General features: G+C 66.3%; 18 protein-coding genes. 11 read left to right on the top strand and 7 right to left on the bottom strand.

The genetic code is table 11. The features are described from left to right. On the bottom strand, window positions 1-222 hold a 222-nt coding region (locus tag ASF18_RS24175), incomplete at its 3' end, for a hypothetical protein (protein ID WP_200917669.1). Between the two features lie 65 nt (window positions 223-287). Between ASF18_RS24175 and ASF18_RS20495 the strand changes: the two genes are divergently transcribed. The 8 genes from ASF18_RS20495 to ASF18_RS20460 all read left to right on the top strand — a co-directional run bounded on the left by ASF18_RS20495 (window position 288) and on the right by ASF18_RS20460 (window position 7,931). Then, on the top strand, window positions 288-1,109 hold the full coding sequence (locus ASF18_RS20495; protein WP_056354741.1) for a fumarylacetoacetate hydrolase family protein: 822 nt from the start codon (window positions 288-290) through the stop codon (window positions 1,107-1,109). A gap of 91 nt (window positions 1,110-1,200) precedes the next feature. Continuing rightward, on the top strand, window positions 1,201-1,524 hold the full coding sequence (locus ASF18_RS20490) for a hypothetical protein (RefSeq protein WP_056354736.1): 324 nt from the start codon (window positions 1,201-1,203) through the stop codon (window positions 1,522-1,524). 110 nt (window positions 1,525-1,634) lie between these two features. Further along, window positions 1,635-3,353 carry an NAD(P)H-dependent oxidoreductase subunit E gene (locus ASF18_RS20485; RefSeq protein ID WP_056354733.1) on the top strand — a complete coding sequence of 573 codons (1,719 nt, stop codon included), beginning with the start codon at window positions 1,635-1,637 and terminating at the stop codon, window positions 3,351-3,353. A 282-nt stretch (window positions 3,354-3,635) separates the two neighbouring features. Next, window positions 3,636-6,407 (top strand): formate dehydrogenase subunit alpha, encoded by a 2,772-nt coding sequence (fdhF, locus tag ASF18_RS20480; RefSeq protein WP_156650079.1) that lies wholly within the window; start codon window positions 3,636-3,638, stop codon window positions 6,405-6,407. 165 nt (window positions 6,408-6,572) lie between these two features. Further along, window positions 6,573-6,785 carry a hypothetical protein gene (locus ASF18_RS20475; RefSeq protein WP_056212340.1) on the top strand — a complete coding sequence of 71 codons (213 nt, stop codon included), beginning with the start codon at window positions 6,573-6,575 and terminating at the stop codon, window positions 6,783-6,785. Between the two features lie 202 nt (window positions 6,786-6,987). After that, complete coding sequence (locus ASF18_RS20470) at window positions 6,988-7,275, top strand: hypothetical protein (RefSeq protein ID WP_056354726.1); 288 nt, start codon at window positions 6,988-6,990, stop codon at window positions 7,273-7,275. A 105-nt stretch (window positions 7,276-7,380) separates the two neighbouring features. Continuing rightward, window positions 7,381-7,563: a DUF3606 domain-containing protein gene (locus ASF18_RS20465; protein ID WP_056354723.1), complete on the top strand. Its 183-nt coding sequence runs from the start codon at window positions 7,381-7,383 to the stop codon at window positions 7,561-7,563. 101 nt (window positions 7,564-7,664) lie between these two features. Beyond that, complete coding sequence (locus ASF18_RS20460) at window positions 7,665-7,931, top strand: hypothetical protein (RefSeq protein ID WP_056212344.1); 267 nt, start codon at window positions 7,665-7,667, stop codon at window positions 7,929-7,931. A gap of 463 nt (window positions 7,932-8,394) precedes the next feature. Here ASF18_RS20460 and ASF18_RS24415 read toward each other — a convergent pair whose 3' ends face one another. Further along, the gene (locus ASF18_RS24415) at window positions 8,395-8,556 is read right to left on the bottom strand and encodes a hypothetical protein (protein ID WP_156394060.1); all 162 of its coding nucleotides are present in this window, start codon (window positions 8,554-8,556) and stop codon (window positions 8,395-8,397) included. A 618-nt stretch (window positions 8,557-9,174) separates the two neighbouring features. Here ASF18_RS24415 and ASF18_RS20455 point away from each other — a divergent pair. After that, a complete protein-coding gene (locus ASF18_RS20455; RefSeq protein WP_056354719.1) occupies window positions 9,175-9,390 on the top strand; it encodes a hypothetical protein in 216 nt (71 codons plus the stop codon). Window positions 9,391-10,050: 660 nt separating this feature from the next. Here the strand turns inward: ASF18_RS20455 and ASF18_RS23975 are convergent. Beyond that, entirely contained in the window at window positions 10,051-10,404 is a 354-nt protein-coding gene (locus ASF18_RS23975) for a hypothetical protein (RefSeq protein ID WP_156650053.1), read from the bottom strand. Window positions 10,405-10,708: 304 nt separating this feature from the next. Here ASF18_RS23975 and ASF18_RS20450 point away from each other — a divergent pair, with 304 nt between their 5' ends. After that, window positions 10,709-11,587 carry a hypothetical protein gene (locus ASF18_RS20450; protein ID WP_210166762.1) on the top strand — a complete coding sequence of 293 codons (879 nt, stop codon included), beginning with the start codon at window positions 10,709-10,711 and terminating at the stop codon, window positions 11,585-11,587. A 251-nt stretch (window positions 11,588-11,838) separates the two neighbouring features. After that, window positions 11,839-12,303 (top strand): NUDIX domain-containing protein, encoded by a 465-nt coding sequence (locus ASF18_RS23310; protein ID WP_162239185.1) that lies wholly within the window; start codon window positions 11,839-11,841, stop codon window positions 12,301-12,303. 481 nt (window positions 12,304-12,784) lie between these two features. Here ASF18_RS23310 and ASF18_RS20445 read toward each other — a convergent pair whose 3' ends face one another. From ASF18_RS20445 to ASF18_RS20435, 4 genes are all read right to left on the bottom strand, one after another. Continuing rightward, a complete protein-coding gene (locus tag ASF18_RS20445) occupies window positions 12,785-13,225 on the bottom strand; it encodes a hypothetical protein (protein ID WP_056354712.1) in 441 nt (146 codons plus the stop codon). A 150-nt stretch (window positions 13,226-13,375) separates the two neighbouring features. After that, window positions 13,376-14,212, bottom strand: a complete 837-nt coding sequence (locus ASF18_RS23970) for a hypothetical protein (protein WP_156650049.1) — start codon at window positions 14,210-14,212, stop codon at window positions 13,376-13,378. Window positions 14,213-14,306: 94 nt separating this feature from the next. Further along, window positions 14,307-15,968 (bottom strand): DUF6538 domain-containing protein, encoded by a 1,662-nt coding sequence (locus ASF18_RS20440; protein ID WP_056354709.1) that lies wholly within the window; start codon window positions 15,966-15,968, stop codon window positions 14,307-14,309. A 362-nt stretch (window positions 15,969-16,330) separates the two neighbouring features. Next, window positions 16,331-17,935: a DUF927 domain-containing protein gene (locus ASF18_RS20435; RefSeq protein WP_162239184.1), complete on the bottom strand. Its 1,605-nt coding sequence runs from the start codon at window positions 17,933-17,935 to the stop codon at window positions 16,331-16,333. Window positions 17,936-18,118 lie beyond the last annotated feature (183 nt).

Raw genomic sequence — 18,118 nt, 5'->3', positions numbered from 1 at the left:
GCCGGTGGCGGGGACATGGGCGCCGGTGGCGGGGACATGGGCGCCGGTGGCGGGGACATGGGCACCGGTGGCGAGGAGGAGTCCCACCCGGGTGACGCGCAGGTGCGCCGGGGCGAAGATCGACAGGGCGGTGGTCGGCACGGAAGGGCGCGGACCGGCGCCGGGCTCGGGCAGGGGCCGGCACACCCCGACCACCGGGCGCGCCGGCTCGAGGGGACGCACTGGGGCGGCGCCGCGTTTACACCGGACGACCACGGCGCGATCACACCCATCCGAACGGATCTCCCATGACCACGAACAGACGCAACGCCCTCAGGGTCGCGGCCGCGGCCGCCGCCGGCACTGCCCTTCGGTCCACCGGGGCGACCGCCGGGGAAGCCGGGACAGCCCCGGGCGGCGCCGCGCCCCGGCCGCTGTTCGCCCTGCCCCCGGTCACGATCCCCATCGTCGGCAGCGCCGAGGTCTTTCCGGTGCGGCGGATCTACTGCATCGGGCGCAACTACGCCGCCCATGCCCGCGAGATGGGTTCGGACCCGACGCGCGAGCCGCCGTTCTTCTTCCAGAAGCCCACGGACGCGATCCAGGTCGTGCCCGTCGGCCACGTGGCCGACCACCCCTACCCGTCCCTGACCCGGAACTACCACCACGAGCTCGAACTGGTGGCCGCCCTCGCGTCGGGAGGCCGCAACATCCCGAAGGAGGCCGCCCGCGACCATGTCTACGCCTACGCGATCGGCCTCGACATGACGCGGCGCGACCTGCAGCGCGGCATGAGCGACCAGAAGAAGCCCTGGGAGATCGGCAAGAGCTTCGACCAGGCGGCGCCGATCGGGCCCCTGCATCCGGTCTCGGCCCTCGGCCACCCGGTGCGCGGCGCCATCCGCCTCAGCGTGAACGGCACGGTCCGCCAGGACGCCGACCTGTCGCAGATGATCTGGTCGGTGGCCGAGCAGATCGCCAACCTGTCCGAGGCCTTCGAGCTGAAGGCCGGCGATCTGATCTATTCGGGCACGCCGGAGAATGTCGGGCCGGTGGTGCCGGGCGACGTGCTCCTCGGGCAGATCGCCGGCCTGCCCGACCTGTCGATCCGCATCACCGACCGGGCCTGACCGCCCGTCGTCGGCGCGATGACGAAACCGCGCGGCTGAATGGCCGCGCCGCGCGTTGATGCCCCGACACTCGCGACTTGGAGCCGCATCGATGACCGAATCCGACACCGTATCCACAGCCGATTGGGCCGGGATCGTCGCCCAGGGCTACGCCGACGCGGCGGCACCGCCGCTGACGCCGGAATTGCTGGAGACGGTTCGGGAAACCCTGCGCGGGGCCGGCCTCGACCGTCCCCAGGCGGAGTCCCTCGATGCCGCCACCGTGGCGCGGGTCAACGAGGCCCTGGACGCCTTCGAACTCGAGATCAACGCCGTGGTCGGGCCGCGCGTCGCCGCGCTGCCGGCCGGTGCGCCGCCGTCCTTCGTCCAGCGCTCGGAGGCCGGGCGGCCGCTGCGCGCGTTCGGCGGCCAGTGACGCGCGACCAAATTCACTTCCGAATTTTTCTCATGTGCTGCTATGGGGAGGCCTATAAGAATACTGCGCAGAATCTGGTATTTTGAATACCAAAGGGGTAGGATGAACGCATGAGCGCGCATGACATCGGCGAGGTTCGCCGCTTCGAGCACCCTGGCAAGGGACGCAACCAAGCCAGGCCCGTCCCCAAGGGACGGCAGGTCGAACCCGTGGCCAAGGTCGAGATCGAGCGCCTGCTGGGCGATCGGTCGCGGCAGCGCGACCTGCTGATCGAGCACCTCCACCTCGTCCAGGACACCTACGGGCGGATCAGCGCCGCCCACCTGGCGGCCCTGGCCGACGAGATGAGCCTGGCCTTCGCCGAGGTGTTCGAGACGGCGACGTTCTACGCGCATTTCGACGTGCTCAAGGACGGCGACGCCGACCTGCCGGCCCTCACCGTACGCGTCTGCGACAGCCTCACCTGCGCGATGTTCGGTGCCGAGCCCCTGCTGGAAGCCCTGCGCGAGACCCTCGGCAGCGGGGTGCGCGTGGTGCGCGCGCCCTGCGTCGGCCTGTGCGACCACGCCCCGGCGGTCGAGGTCGGCCACAACTTCCTGCACAAGGCGGACGTCGCCAGCGTCACGGCGGCCGTCGAGGCCGGTGACACCCACGCCCACCTGCCCGCCTATCCCGATTACGACGCCTACCGTGCGGGGGGCGGCTACGCCGTCCTCGACCGGCTGCGCTCCGGCGAGCTTGGCATCGACGCCATCCTGCAGGTCCTCGACGATGGCGGCCTGCGTGGCCTCGGCGGCGCCGGCTTCCCCACGGGGCGCAAGTGGCGCTCGGTGCGCGGCGAGCCCGGTCCCCGCCTCATGGCGGTGAACGGCGACGAGGGCGAGCCCGGCACCTTCAAGGACCAGCTCTACCTCAACGCCGATCCGCACCGCTTCCTCGAGGGCATGCTGATCGGCGCCCACGTGGTGGAAGCAGCCGACGTCTACATCTACCTGCGCGACGAGTACCCGATTTCCCGCGAGATCCTGGCCCGCGAGATCGCCCGGCTCCCCGCCGGCGGCCCGCGCATCCACCTGCGCCGGGGTGCGGGCGCCTATATCTGCGGCGAGGAATCCTCGCTGATCGAGTCCCTGGAGGGCAAGCGCGGGCTGCCGCGGCACAAGCCGCCCTTCCCGTTCCAGGTTGGCCTGTTCAACCGCCCGACCCTGATCAACAACGTCGAGACGCTCTACTGGGTCAGGGACCTGATCGAGAAGGGCGCCGATTGGTGGAAGAGCCACGGCCGCAACGGCCGGGTCGGCCTGCGCTCCTACTCGGTGTCGGGGCGCGTGAAGGAGCCGGGTGTCAAGCTCGCCCCCGCCGGCCTTACCATCCGGGAGCTGATCGAAGAATATTGCGGCGGAATCAGCGAGGGGCACCGCTTCGCGGCCTACCTGCCGGGCGGCGCCTCGGGCGGCATCCTGCCGGCCAGCATGGACGACATCCCCCTCGATTTCGGCACCCTCGAGAAATACGGCTGCTTCATCGGCTCGGCCGCCGTCATCGTCCTGTCGGACCAGGACGATGTGCGCGGCGCGGCCCTGAACCTGATGCGGTTCTTCGAGGACGAGTCCTGCGGGCAGTGCACGCCCTGCCGCTCCGGCACGCAGAAGGCGCGCGTGATGATGGAGAACGACGTGTGGGACACCGATCTCCTCGGCGAGCTTTCGCAGTGCATGCGCGACGCCTCGATCTGCGGCCTGGGCCAGGCGGCGTCGAACCCGCTCACCACCGTGATCAAGTACTTCCCGGACCTGTTCCCGTCGCCGCAGCGGATCGCGGCTGAATAGCGATCCATCCCCGATCCGACGGTGCGGCTGCCCCCTCGCGGCAGCGGCCCGATCCCGATTTTCCTGCGCCATGACTGGAGCGGAACCATGAGCAGCGGCACACAGAACAGTGGTCTCAGCGGAGCCCACGCCACCACCCCCACCGGCCCCCAGGATGCGGGCGGCAAGGCGGACGGCGCCAACCCGGGCGCCGGGAGCACCTATTCCGAGGGCACCCAGTCGGGCGGCCAGGCGGGTCCGGCCCCGAGCGGCACCTTCGGCCTCAAGGAGATGCCGGCCGGAATCCCGGGCGTGATCTTCGAGTTCGACGGGCAGCAGGTCGAGGCCGCCCCGGGCGAGACGATCTGGGCCGTCGCCCAGCGGCTGGGCACGCACATCCCCCACCTCTGCCACAAGCCCGCCCCGGGCTACCGGCCGGACGGCAATTGCCGCGCCTGCATGGTCGAGATCGAGGGCGAGCGCGTGCTCGCCGCCTCGTGCAAGCGAGTGCCGGGCGTCGGCATGAAGGTGAAGTCCGCCTCGGAGCGGGCGACCAAGGCCCGGGCCATGGTGATGGAGCTCCTCGTGGCCGACCAGCCGGCCCGGGAGATCTCGCACGATCCGACCTCGCATTTCTGGGCGCAGGCCGACCATGTCGCGGTCACCGAGAGCCGCTTCCCGGCCGCCCAGCGCTGGGAGGGCGACTGGAGCCACCCGGCCATGCGGGTCAACCTCGACGCCTGCATCCAGTGCAACCTCTGCGTCCGCGCCTGTCGCGAGGTGCAGGTCAACGACGTCATCGGCATGGCCTACCGCTCGGCGGACGCCAAGGTGGTGTTCGACTTCGACGACCCGATGGGCCAGTCGACCTGCGTCGGCTGCGGCGAGTGCGTCCAGGCCTGCCCGACCGGCGCGCTGATGCCGTCGGCCTACCTCGACGACAGCCAGACCCGCACCGTCTATCCCGACCGCGAGGTGGACTCGCTCTGCCCCTATTGCGGCGTCGGCTGCCAGGTCTCCTACAAGGTCAAGGACGACAAGATCGTCTACGCCGAGGGGCGTGACGGACCGGCCAACCAGAATCGCCTCTGCGTGAAGGGCCGCTTCGGGTTCGACTACGTCCACCACCCCCACCGGCTGACCAAGCCCCTGATCCGCCTCGACAACGTGGCCAAGGATGCCAACGACCAGGTCGATCCGGCCAATCCCTGGACCCATTTCCGCGAGGCGACCTGGGACGAGGCGCTGGAGCGCGCCGCCGGCGGCCTCAAAAAGATCCGCGACACCGTCGGCCGCAAGGCGCTGGCGGGCTTCGGCTCCGCCAAGGGCTCGAACGAGGAGGCCTACCTCTTCCAGAAGCTGGTGCGCCTCGGCTTCGGCTCGAACAACGTCGACCACTGCACCCGGCTCTGCCACGCCTCCTCGGTGGCGGCCCTGATGGAAGGCCTGAATTCCGGCGCCGTCTCGGCCCCGTTCTCGGCGGCCCTCGATGCCGAGGTCATCGTCATCATCGGCGCCAACCCGACGGTGAACCACCCGGTGGCCGCGACCTTCATCAAGAACGCGGTCAAGGAACGCGGCGCCAAGCTGATCATCATGGATCCGCGCCGGCAGGTGCTGTCCCGGCACGCCTACAAGCACCTCGCCTTCAAACCGGGCTCCGACGTGGCGATGCTGAACGCCATGCTCAACGTCATCGTGACGGAGAAGCTCTACGACGAGCAGTACATCGCCGGGTACACCGAGAACTTCGAGGCGCTCAAGGAGCGCATCGTCGAGTTCACCCCGGAGAAGATGGCTCCGGTCTGCGGCATCGACGCGGAGACCCTGCGCGAGGTGGCCCGCCTCTACGCCCGCTCCCGGGCCTCGATCATCTTCTGGGGCATGGGCGTCAGCCAGCACGTCCACGGCACCGACAACTCGCGCTGCCTGATCGCGCTCGCCCTCACCACGGGCCAGATCGGCCGCCCCGGCACCGGCCTGCACCCCCTGCGCGGCCAGAACAACGTCCAGGGCGCCTCCGATGCCGGCCTGATCCCGATGGTCTATCCGGACTACCAGTCGGTTGAGAACGAGACCGTCCGCGACCTGTTCGAGACGTTCTGGGGCCAGTCCCTCGATCCGAAGAACGGCCTGACCGTGGTCGAGATCATGCGCGCCATCCACACGGGCGAGATCAAGGGCATGTTCGTCGAGGGCGAGAACCCCGCGATGTCGGACCCCGACCTCAACCACGCCCGGCACGCGCTCGCCATGCTCGACCACCTGGTGGTGCAGGACCTGTTCCTGACCGAGACCGCCTTCCACGCCGACGTGGTGCTGCCGGCCTCCGCCTTTGCCGAGAAGGCGGGCAGCTTCACCAACACCGACCGGCGCGTGCAGATCGCCAAGCCCGTCGTCCCGCCGCCGGGCGACGCCCGCCAGGATTGGTGGATCCTGCAGGAGCTCGCCCGACGCCTCGGCCTCGACTGGACCTATACCGGCCCGGCCGACATCTTCACCGAGATGGCCCAGGTGATGCCTTCCCTGAAGAACATCACCTGGGAGCGGCTGGAGCGCGAGGGCGCCGTGACCTACCCGGTCGACGGTCCCGATCAGCCCGGCAACGAGATCATCTTCTACGCCGGCTTCCCCACGGCGAGCGGGCGGGCCAAGATCGTCCCGGCCCACATCGTGCCGCCGGACGAGGTGCCCGACACCGAGTACCCGATGGTGCTCTCCACGGGCCGCGTGCTGGAGCACTGGCACACCGGCTCGATGACCCGGCGCTCGGGCGTCCTCGACGCCCTGGAGCCGGAGGCGGTGGCCTTCATGGCGCCGAAGGAGCTCTACCGCCTCGGCCTGGAGCCCGGCGACACCATGCGCCTGGAGACCCGCCGCGGCGCGGTGGAGCTCAAGGTCCGGTCCGACCGCGACGTGCCGGTGGGCATGATCTTCATGCCGTTCTGCTACGCCGAGGCCGCCGCCAACCTCCTGACCAATCCGGCCCTCGATCCCATGGGCAAGATCCCGGAGTTCAAGTTCTGCGCCGCCCGGGTCGAGGCGGTCCGGCCCCGGCAGATCGCCGCCGAGTAGGGCGGGCGCCCCTCACCACGCGACGGCCGGGGGCCGGAGTCGACGCGCATCGGCGTCGCCTCCGGCCCCTTTTTCGAGGGCGGGGCGGCCTTCGCCTGGGGAAGGCCCTGAACCGATGCCAAGGTTGGCCGTTGGTCCTCGCCGACCGCGATCCGAGGAGCCTCGATGTCCCACAGCCCTGATTCCCACGCCGGAGAGTCGGTGGCCGTCACCTTCCGGGGGCGCGGCTTCGCCCGCCTGCGCGGCCAGACGCTGTCCGTGCTGGTCTGCCCCCGCTGCTCGCAGCGCAACGCACCGAAGGTCGCCGACAAGGGCTACTGCCACTGGTGCGCCTACGAGCCCTCCCGCGAGGACATCGAGCCGGCCCAGGCGGCCTGAGCCGGGGCATGCCCCCTAAACCCTGCAGCGCGGACAACAACGGGCGCGGCTCCCGGATGCGCGGGGCGTCAGACGGATGCCGGCCTGTCCGCAGCGATGGGGCCCCGGCGGCCTGGTGTCGTCCCCGCCGCGTCCAGAACCATCGGCGTCAGCGTGGCGTTACCCGAGGCGTGCATCACGCCAATCATTCGGGAGAAACGCCATGAAGGCCCTCGCACTCGCCCTCGCCGGCACCTTCGCCAGCACCCTCGCCCTCGGGTCGGTCGCCTTCGCGGCCGAGGGCGGCTCCGGCACCACCCGGTCCGGGACCATGAACACCACCGGTCCGAACGATGCCGGGGCCGGCTCCTCCCCGGGCGCGGCCGGCAGCGGCCCCTCGACCGGGGACAAGAGCCGGTCCGGCACCTCCAACAGCACCGGCGCCAACGATGCCGGATCCGGCGCCTCGCCGGGTGCCGCGGGCAAGGGCACCGGCGCGCCCACCCGCTGATCCGCGACGCGGCGCGCGATGGCGCGCGCCGCAGGCTCGCCCCGGCCGGCCCGGCACCCCATATCGGTCCCGCGCCGCCCGGCAGCCGCGCGGACGGGAACGGACATGGCTGGCCTCAAGGACAAACGCGGCTTCATCGACAAGTATCGCCTCGACCTCTCGGAGCGCAAGGCGGTGGAGTTCTGGATGAAGCGCTGGGGCGTCACCCAGGACCAACTCGCCGCCGCCCACCGCAAGGTCGGCCGGATGACGAAGGACATCGCGGCCGAACTGGGCAAGAAGCGCTAGCGACCGGCCCGCGCCCGCCCCTGCCCCGCCCGCCCGCGCGCCCCTATCTTCCCGCGCAGGTCATGCGCGCGGGTCACCGCGCCGAACGGGAGCCGGCTTCGATGCCACGCTACTACTTCCATACGCATATCGGGGACGACGTGGTGGTGGACCCGGACGGCCGGGACCTGTCGAGCCCGGACGCCGCCTGGGCCGCGGCCCAGATCCTGGCCCGGCAGCTCCTCCAGGGCGCCGACAGCGACCCGCAGCTCCTGCGCGCGGTGCTGTTCGTGGAGGACCAGACCGGAGAGATCGTGCTGGAGTTTCCCCTGACCGAAGCCCTCGGGATCGAACCCCTGTCCGACCCGCCGGACGGTACGCGGCACTGAGGCCGGCGGAGCGCCCCGTCGCGCGATCGATTTGGAGCAGGGGCCGAGACGGGCCAGGACAGGTCTCGTCAGGAACAGCGTCTCGCCGGGCACCCCGTTCCAGGCCTCTGCGAGTCCTGGTGGAGTCCCGCCAGCGTCCTGGTCACGGTCACGTGAGTCCCGCGCGGCGCGATCGGCTGCCGATCCACCATCAAAAGCTTGCGAGGGTGGTCTTAAAAGCACAGCCTGCACGTTCGCACATTCGATTCCACAACGCGCATTGCGCATTTTCCATGGTCGTAGCAGCATGCTCCGCAGCCGTGCCGTCCGTGCGCGGAGAGGAAGCGCAAGACGCCATGTTCGCCTACGTCACGATCCATCTTGCGTGCTTCGCGCTCGTGCTGGAGATGGCCGCCCGCGCACCGCTCTGGCCCGACGAAGTGCCGGTTAGCCCGCGCCGCTGAGCGCCAGTTGGCCCGCGCAGCTAGGCGCCGATCAGCCAGAGCGCTCCCCAGCCCAACAGCCCGACCCATCCCAGTTCCAAGACGGCAAGCGACCCCAGAACGATGGGGGTCAGGTAATCACGTGGGGGCTTGCCTTCTGCGGACGTGGTGTCAGCCGTCGCGGCCAGGGCTTGTTCCGCCATGAGCATGTCCGATGTGAGAGGTGGATGTGTCCGTAACGCGGTCCCGACGGAACCGTTTCAAAGTTTATCCAAAATTGGGTTCAAGTTCCGCGCCGGGCAACCATTGCGGCAAAACTGCGACACGAACCGTTTTCGTACGCGGGTGCTGTCCCTCGACAATCTCCACCGGTCCATCGGGCGGTTTATCCCGGTTGATTGCGGCGGCACTCTTGCGGTTGTGATCGCGACCGACGCGCGGCTCGTCGCCAGCGCGCCCTCCGAGCAGGTGGTCGCGGGGCGTCGGCTCCCCATGCGACACCGCACGATGCGTCCTGCAGGGGGTCAGCGAAGGTCGGGGCGGCCCACGCGTCGAAACCGGCGATCCCCCAACAGGCGGCCCGGCCCCGGCGATTCCGTGAGGCCCCCGCATCCGGCCGGACCGGAAGGCGCACCACCGGGGCGCGGCACCTGAACTCGCCCGCGTCCGCTTGCCCCCTGAGCCCAGGGCGCTACCCTGTCGCGCATCAGGTGCGATCGAAGGCGCCACGTGCGCCTCCGTTCCCGGACAGCGCGCGACGGGGCACAGGCAGAAAGGGACCTGGGATGAGAGATGAGGTTCGGTACCCGCAGGTCATTCCCATGGTGCAGGCCGTGCTCGACACCCTCCGGGCGGGCATCGCGGCGGAGGAAGCGGCCGCGTCGGAGCTCGCCGCACTGGCCGACACGATGCGCGACGCGCAACCGGAGACGGCGACCGCGATCCTCACGACGAGCCGCAACCATGCCATCAAAGCGCTGGCGCTGCGCGGCAGGCGGGCGGCGCTCCTGGCAGAGTACGGTCTGGAGTCGATGTGATCTTCGCGCGCCGCACCGGCGCGGCGGCCGCGATCTCCGGCAGGCCCCGGGCGTAGAGCTTCGCCACCGCGGACCAGAAGCGCCCGGTATCCTCACCCTGGAGGAGGCGCAGGCGCCGATCGATGGCCTCGCGCGCCGCCTTCGCCATCGCGTCCAGGTCTTCGGCGGCTTCGAGCAGCAACGACATCGCGGCATCCTCATGCTGTGACGCACTATGGGGAACGTCCGCGCCGCACGAACCGATTCCTCGCCGGGAATGCGGGCGCCCAACGGCGTCGCCGGACACCCGCCTGACGCCTCGTCGGCCGAGCCGAATGTCCGTCCCGACGAGGACCCGGCGCGGGAAGCCGCCCGGTCACGGGCCCGAGGGGGAACGACCCGACGACGCCTTGGCCCGGGAGGCCGACGGTCCTGGTGCCGGTGTGCGTGAGATCCTGGAGCGGAGGAGTCGGACCGCCTCGTCGTACGGCGGAGACTGAAGGGCCTGCGGCGCAGAGCCGGGGAACAGCCTGCCTGTCTCGACCACCGGATCCGGCTTGAGTTTCTGAGCGGTCGACGCGTCTCAGAACATGGGTGCCCGGACAAATCGTCGACGAATTCAACGAAACCAATGGCCGAAGGCTCAGGTGCGGGACAACGGGTACCTCTGATCTGCGAGAGCTATTTCCCGAGCCTCCCGCACGTCTGTCCGGCGACAACGGGCCGAAAATCACCAGATCTCGTAGGTGCAGCAATCGGTCGTTTGATCGACAGTGTAACCCTTTTCATGACCTGACGGCCGGAACGATAGGCGAGCTTACTCCACCAGGGATCAAGGTGGTCGCCTACAGAAGCGGGCGCGGGATCGTCGCCGGCCAGCGCGACACAAGGCGCGGCATGGCGCTGAACCGACACCGGCGTACCCGTGAGCCCGATACTCACGTCTTGCTTGACGAGCAACGTGAATCGGTCGTCAAGGCGCGCGTCGGTGACGAACTCCCGGTAGGCCGCCCGGCTCCAGCCCAGCGTCGCCACGAACACTCGGGAGGGTCGGGCGCTTTTCGGGAAAGGTTTCGCGTCGCCGGAAGCGACGACTCTGAAGCAACCTAGCGGCGCCGGACACGTGTTCGGTGTGGACGAAATTAACCCAGGTTATTTTTCGCCCACCATCGCGGGGGTACGGTTGTATTGCACGAAAGACACAGGTTGCGATCGTAACGAATCGGCAATCCTCTGCTTGGTATACAAAGTGAAGTCTACCCGATTATTGAGACTTCCGACTCGGTGCGAGAGCGCAGAGCGCTAGATACGCTTCAGCCACAATTCCCATGGGCCCTCGATGAGCGATCCAACACAAAAGCCACCCCACGCAGTCGCAGGTGGCTTGAAGGCCGAAGCAGCGATGGGCCTCCAGCCTGAGAAATCGTCGAGCCCGATGCGGCGACTGGTCGAATACGTTGTCGACAGCTTTCGTGACTTCAGCGAAGCGCACGGCCTCCGGTGGGATCAGATCAGGCTCCAGCAAGCGGACGTGGCCATCACGGTTGCAGAGATGGCGCGCAGGCAACTTGAAGCGGACCGGATCGCGATTCAGCCGGTTGCGCCCAAGGTTCTGGTGCCCCTCATCGAGAAAGCCTCGCTGGAGGCGCCGGAGGGTGAGATGGTCCAGCGATGGGCGAGCCTCCTCGCCAGAGCGGCGTCTCCCGGAGGTCTTCCCCCACGGCTCATCCAGATCATCTCTGAATTGGAGGTCCGACAGGTGGCATTGCTCGAGCGCGCCACCATCAACGGCTTCGAAATGTTCAAGAATCCCCGACAGGTGCTTCGGGATTCGGCCGTCGAGCTTGGATTGAACCAGATTGAGGCGATCGTCGACAGCGTTCTTTGCGACGATGACGCGACTCCCGAAAGCATCATCGAAGCCTTTGTTTTTTCGCTCGAGCGCCCGGGCGCCCTGTATCTGGCCAGCTCCGTGTTCAGCGACCGGACGGAACGGTATGACTTGCGCGTTCCGGACCTCGATGTCGTCGAACGGGACATCGCGATCTGCGAGAGCCTCGGTTTGATGAAACTCGTTCGGGTGCCGGTGTCCTTCGATCTCAACGAGGACCGGTTCCAGGGCCAACTGTCGTTCTGCCATCTCACGGCACTTGGCATCGAACTCGTGGAAGCCTGCGCGCCACAGGTCGTCAAGACCCTCGAAGCGACGCAGAGTTAAACATCTGGCCCAACGATCGGCGGTTCTGATGAAGCCCAGACCGCTTCAAACTGGACGTTGATCTGGATCTGCTTGCCCGAGGATGTGATCCAGAAGGCGAATTCGACGCAGATCGGCGTGCTAAGCGCCCGATCTAGAACAAAGTGGGTGGCCCCCCTTTTGGATGCTGATCACCGCTAGGCTGGTTCCGTCACGCCACAAAGCCTTAACTCTTATAGAAACAGAACTTAGATATGAAGGTCCAATCATCAATGACCTTTCTAGACCGATGCTACCAAACCGCACTAAGCTTTGCTTTTCTGAACTTACGTATTTGGTGGTTTATCCGTCGCCCAAATCATCATGGGGTCCTCGTGATGATTTGGTTTCAAGATCAAGTTTTGTTAGTGCGCAACTCCTACCAGCCGTGCTGGTCGGCGCCCGGAGGGGCAATCGAAGCATCGGAAAGTTCGATTGAAGCAGCCATTAGAGAATGCAAAGAAGAAATCGAACTTGATATTAATCAGACCGAATTGGTATTTATTCGAGACATTGAGTATAATTTTCGGTTTCGCGCAGACAAAGTAAGTTTGTTTGAGTGGCACCCAAAGGCCAGGCCCTCTATAAAAATCGATAACCGTGAAATTATCGAGGCAAGGTGGTTCTCGCCGAGCAGCACTCATACCTTAAATCTTATTCCCCACTTGTCCTCATATATCAAAGACACAAGTTTATGAGAAATTAAATATAATTTCTTATATTTGAAACTACACTGGCATTCGCGCCCATATCCATTAGGAATTTCTGACTAGACATTAGTAACAGTATTTCAGTTCATAATATAATAATGGATCTCACTCAGCAGAGTATGCGATCAATTTCTACAGTTATCGCGCACTATAATAATCTTTTTATGTATCTTATAGCACAAACCCTATTTAAATTTGTCGTGCGCGCGTTCCATGCTCCGATCGGCCCTATCAGGGCGTTGAAGACGTCGGCCATCGGCGGGCAAGGAAGGGGATCTCGTCGCCGCGGTGGACGCGGATTTCGCCGCGGAGCGAGCCGTCGGCCTGGACCTCGGTCGATCCCGAGCCGCAGACCGGGTCCATCGCGTGACTTGACCGGCTGGCTTTGGACCGGGCTGATTGAGAGGATCAGCCAGGACCGAAGGAGCTCAACATGAAGCGAGGTCCGTAGATCGTTTGCGATACACCATTACCCCGGCAGGCGGCTGTAGGCGGACGCGATCACGATGGCCCGCCCCGTCACGAACAGACACGCGCCGATGATGGCCAGAACGCGACCCAAGCGCTCCCGCCGATGCAGTGCTTGGAGGAGGAGGTAGAACAGGACGTAGGCGGCGGGCACCACCAAGACCCACGCCATGATGGTGATGACCAGCGACTGGGACCGGCCCAGATCGTAGCCCAGCAGGGCGGCTAGCGCGAAACCGCCGAGCACCACCAGGAGCACAACGGAGCCGGGCGGAATGGGCCCGAACTCGGGATCGAACCAGACCGTCCTCAGCCAAGCGTTGAGCCGGCCCATGCCCTGGAAGACAGCCTGAAGGCGGCGCAGCCCGAGAACCTCAGGCGTCACGAGGAAGAAAGCCGCCAGTTCGAGGAGGGCGACGAGGAGGTCTAGCTGCGGCGGCACAGGCCGACATATAGGCCCAGCCTTAGCCGGGACCCAGGGGGCATCCCGTTCTGCCTGAGGCCCACCCGGAGCACCCATACGGGGGGAAATCCCGCCGCTGCGTGTCACGTATGGCCCCTCGCGTGAGTGACCCCGTGGGTAGTTGGGACTTTACGGTAGCGGCAAGCCGATCAAGGCCATGGCGTTTTTTAGAACCGCGTAGGCATCGCTGAGTGCGCCGACCGTCTGAATGGCTGTTGCAACGCCTTGGAGGCTGGAGGTGAGTTTCCGTTTGTTAGGTGCGGACCTTCCGGCCTCAACTTCCGCATCGGAGACTAACTCCAAAACCTCTCTTTGGTCTTCGGGAGAGAGGCTTTGAGTGGCCTCGATTTTGGAGCGCACATCCGTGAGGGCCTCCAAGAGCCTTTGAGTAGTGTCTGCGCCGAGCTGGATAGAACCTGTGGATTGCATCAATCCCGCAATTACGGTGTTATTATTACCGCTCAACGTAACAGTTGTGTTCTGTGACGTTGCTGATGGTATTGTTGCGCGGTTTTGCAGCATGCCCCACTCTCGGAGCCGCAGTGATAAGCCAGCCTCGACGCTTCTGCATCCACTCTGAAACTCGGCCCAGACGCTCTCAGAGGTTATTCCGAGCGAACGCGCTGTAGCACTGTTTCGAACCGAAGCCTGTGCCGCCGCACTTGCATTGTGCATTTCATGCATCAGCATCTGCTGGGCAGGCTCCGATGCTTCAATCGACGGTCGAAAGGTGAGCCAGGTGTCGTTCAAAGCTTGCACGTACAGCGCAGAGCGGATGCGAAGGTCGTCAAGCACATGCTGTTTGAGACTGATTACGGTGTTACCTGATATAAGCATGCCACCAACCGCTGCCTTGCGAAGCACTACGTTTGCTTCGTCTGCCGCTTCTCGGTCACGGCTTGCGGTAATCAGCTTCAATTTCTCTCGAAGGTGGGCCAGTGCGGCCTGCGTATCGCCCCCAGTCAAGCGCAACTCCCCTTCCCCGACTCCCGCGCATCACCGGTCCGCTAAAAGCAGTCGAGATGGCCGCGCACATAACGGCAGGATCAGGCGAGAGATGCTAGCCGCTCATCCCTTCGCCCACATCGATCCTCGGCACCAGCTCGATGGCCGCCGCCATCGCCCTCACAGTTACCTCACCGTAGGCATCACCCGACGTCCGCGCCGCGTGCCCTTGGATGACATCGCGCACATGCGGGTCCATTCCGGCCTCCCGCGCGACAGTCTTGAAGCGATGGCGCCAAGCATGGTTCGGGGCCACCCTCGGGTCCGGCACCACTTCCCGCGCGAACTCCGCCAGCCGGTTCTTCAGCCCCTGGAGCGGTCCCAGCACGTCGCCATCAAGCGCCGGCCTCAGGAACAGGTGGCCGCCCTTGGCCCCCGCAATGAACCGCCCGAAGCCTAACTCGATGAGGTGCGGGTGCAGGACTACCTCGCGCCTCTCGTTGGTCTTAACCGTGCCGGCCTCGGGCGTGATGGTAGCGACCCAGTGCGGACCCTCTTGCCTGATGTCTGCCTTACGGAGCTGGGCCAGCTCGCCCACCCTCGCCCCGGTGTAAGCTTGAAGCCAGGGCAGCCAGCGCTTGGCGGCGGTGGTCTCAGGCCTCTCCTTGCGGCTGCCCTGGTGTGCTGAGGCTGCTCTGAGGATCGCCCCCGCTTCCTCATGGGTGAACCCCTTGGACCGGAGCTTCTTCGGCTTGCCGAGCTTGATGGTCAGCCCCGTGGCAGGGTTCGAGGTCATCCTTCGGTTCGCCACGGCCCAACCGAAGATGGTCTTCAGGCCCGCAAGGTCGCTGTCCTTCACGGTCTTCGGGGAGATGGCCTTGCCGGTTCGCGGGTTGATGGTGGCGAGGCGGTGGTTCTTGAACCGGACGATATCCTCGGAGGTCACCCGGCCGGCATCGTCATGCTTCAGGAAGGCCACGAGGTTGGCCATCGTGTTCCGGTAGCTCTCGTGGGTGCTGGGCTTCCGGCCCACGGCTTTCTGTTCGGTCCACCAATCCTCGACCAGCTTGGTGAAGGAGGTCTTGGCGGAAGCAGCCGGAGCGGGGCGCGGCTCGGCCTGCGGCGTCTCGAAAGCGGGAAAGCGTGCAGCCTTCGGGTCGGGGCTGTAGTCGCCCTCTGCGTTCCGGCGTCGAGCCGCAAAGGCATCACGCAGAGCAAGCACGAAGGCGTCGAGGAGGATGGGCCGCGTCCCGGCGTCCACGCTGGAGATACCTTTGGCAAACAGCAGGCGGTCCACGAGCCGGCCTATGAGAGGCTCAAGGTCACTCCCCTCCCCGCTCAAAGTGGCCGCATCCAGCTTCGCCAAAGCAGACTCGAAGCCCGCCCCCTCCTCCTCTGGTGTGCTCCGGTCGCGGACCCACCCACCCGGCGTATGAGTCACGGCGATGGTGCGATCCCCGCCGCCGTCCGCCCATGCACGGTAGAGGTCTCCGGCCAGCGCTGTGGCCTGCTTGTGACTTGGCGTGACCGGACAGGAGTTGCGAAGGGTGGCATAGAACTGCTCAACGACAGAGGCAGCCTGCCCTTGCCGAACTTTCGCCTCGCTGGGATCGCGGGTCTTGAGCGAGAAGCGGACCATCGCCATGCCCGGCGTGATGGTGATGTGGGTGGTCTCGGAACCCAAAGGCACCGAGAGGACGCGGCCCACAGCAAGAGGCCGAACGTCAGCAGGAATACGTTGTTTGAACTGCGGGACGGAGGAGTCTGACCGCTTCATCGGGCAGGGAGCCTGAGGAGCATGTGGCACACCGTTGTGGCACGGCCTGCCTGTCTCAACTACCTGATCCGGCTTAAGTTTCTGAGGGGTAGACGCTTCTCAGAAAATTGGTGCCCAGGAAAGGATTGTGCGCTTTCCAAACGAAATGCTGTTAAATCAGACACTTACACTGCCGCACTGAGCATCGCTTGTACCACCCATCCGTACCATCAGAAAGACCTATCCGCCGACACTGCGGCTTTGTTCAATCGAGTTACGCAAGACCGATGATGGGTAGCACTTTGCCTGATGGTGCCGCCCGCATCCTGTTCGCACGCGGGCGGCCTTCGTAAGCGAGGCGGAACATCCCGCCTCGAATGAACTCAGGTGATGACGATGGCGTCCTCGCCACCGGCACGGCCGCGGCCGGCAGCCTGGAGGAAGGCGTCGAGAGTCGCCGCCTTCATTACGAGGCAGCGCGGCTTCTCGATCCGGCCTTCCGTTCGGCCGATGATCGAAACCCGCACCTGCTGCCCTCTGCGGCCGCCATGCCCCCCGTCGAGCACACCCGCCTGCTCCAGCGCCGCGATGAGAGCTTCCACGTCGGCCAAGCCATCGAGCACGGAGCCCAGTCGCTCCCGCCGGATCGCGATGAGGTCTTCGCCGGCGCGCCGGAAGTGGAACCCGGCGACCCGGTTTTCGGGTTGGAGGACGAGTTCCTGGCAGCTTCCCACCTGCGGAAACACCTCCGGGTTGAGAAGGGCATCCCGGAGCGCGACCAGAGCCTCGCGCGGGCAACCGACCTGCATGGCACTCATCGCCCGGTGGTAGAGCCGCGTCGTCGCGATGAGCGGCACGTCCCGATCCCAGGGGAGGAAATCGGTCTCCACCGCGATCATCCCGGCCGCATAGATGAGGCCGAACTTGCGGGCGATCCGGCGCTGGAAGGCGTCTGCGGGTTCGACATGAGCCACGAAGTCGTCCATGAGGTCGTTGACCCGACCGCGGTTCGCCCAGACCCTGTCGAGCCAGCGGCCCATGACACGACCGTGATGGTCCTTCAGGCCACCCTCCAGCGCCGCGATCAGGCGAGCCGGATAGTCCGCCGCCTCGTCGCTTGGCATGTCCACGACGCCGCCCTCCTCCCGCGAGGGGACGGGGATGGAGATGAAGCGTGCCACCTCCTGCTCGTTCCAGGCGAGGCCAGCCTCCTGCGCGAGCACGGCGCCCGACCGGTTGCCGTTGCTCAGGATCGGCGAGCGCGAGGTCACGTCTGGCAGGGTGCCCCGCACGGCCGTCGAGTAGGTCTTAGAGGTACCCTCCGCCAAACCGTGGGTGATCGCCTGGAGGACGGCCTTCACCTCGGCCTTCTGTGCCTTCTCCGCCGCGTTCAGGATCAGCGCGCGATCACGGTGCGCCGCCGCGGTCTCCGCCAAGCGGCGGACGCTCTGACCCCAATTCAGGAGGCCGTCCGGGGAGCCGCCAATGCTCGCGGCCACCCGCGCCGCGGTGGTCTTACCGGTCGAGGACTCGCCGACGAAGTGAAACACGGCCCCCTCCGGCAGGTCCGCCCAGAGAAGCAGCGGACCGGCCAGCCCCAGCATCAGGGCGAAGGCGAGATAGCTCGACTCCGAGGATAGCGCGGCGACATGCTTGCGCCACTGGGCGAACGAGCCGGCCGCCCGCTCGGAGCGAATCCGCGTCGGGCCGAGCCAGAGGTAGCGGTCGAAGCCATGCCCGCGGCGGATGCCATCGTCGATGTAAGCCTCGCGGTTCTTGTAGCCCGGCTGCTCGACGCCGACGAAAGTCTCCGCGGGGGCCGCGGCGAGGATCGCGTCGATTCGCTCCTTCGCCTCGGCGGGATCTCGCGGGATGTACTCGGAAATCGAACCTACCGCCTTAGCTATGGCTCCGCGCGGCTCCATCTGGCTTACGAGGATGTGGTGCAACTGACCGTTCCCGATGCGTACGGTAAACCGGTAGTGCAACGATTTGTCCGTCTCGTTGCGCACCTTGACGGCCGTGATGGGAACATCGGGATGGCGGGTGATAGCGCGGCGTGTGCGCCGCAGTCCTCGGATCTGAATCGGCATGGGCTTCCTTTCGGGAGGCGGTGAGGCGTTGAAGCCTGCCGGTCTCACCGCCTCACCGCCTCACGCACATTGCACGGT

It is taken from the genome of Methylobacterium sp. Leaf89 (assembly GCF_001422215.1).
Taxonomy (GTDB): Bacteria; Pseudomonadota; Alphaproteobacteria; order Rhizobiales; family Beijerinckiaceae; genus Methylobacterium.
The sequence above is the reverse complement of the archived record's forward strand: the minus strand, read 5'-3'. Positions and strand labels throughout refer to the sequence as shown.